This is a genomic window from Mesorhizobium sp. CU3 (assembly GCF_006442965.1).
Taxonomy (GTDB): Bacteria; Pseudomonadota; Alphaproteobacteria; order Rhizobiales; family Rhizobiaceae; genus Mesorhizobium.
This window is the reverse complement of record NZ_VFWX01000064.1, coordinates 1-254: the sequence shown is the minus strand read 5'-3', so window position 1 is coordinate 254 and position 254 is coordinate 1. Positions and strand designations below refer to the sequence as shown.

Below are 254 nucleotides of genomic sequence, written 5' to 3'. Positions count from 1 at the left end.
GGGCAAGCTGACCGATATCGGGCATGCGACCCGGCTGTTTCTGCGTCTGCTCGGGTCGTTGCCCGCCGCACTGGCCCGGGCGCGGCTGGTCGTCGACCAGGTCCACTTCCTCGGTAATTACTCGCTCGCGATCATTGCCGTCTCGGGCCTGTTCGTCGGTTTCGTGCTCGGACTGCAGGGCTATTACACGCTCCAGCGGTACGGCTCCGAGGAAGCGCTCGGGCCGCTCGTGGCACTCGCGCTGGTGCGCGAAC

At 66.9% G+C, this 254-nt stretch carries 1 protein-coding gene; it reads left to right on the top strand.

Going from position 1 to position 254, the window contains the following annotated elements:
- Positions 1-254: ABC transporter permease (locus tag FJ988_RS30625; protein ID WP_210242800.1), on the top strand; the 254-nt coding region annotated here is incomplete at both ends.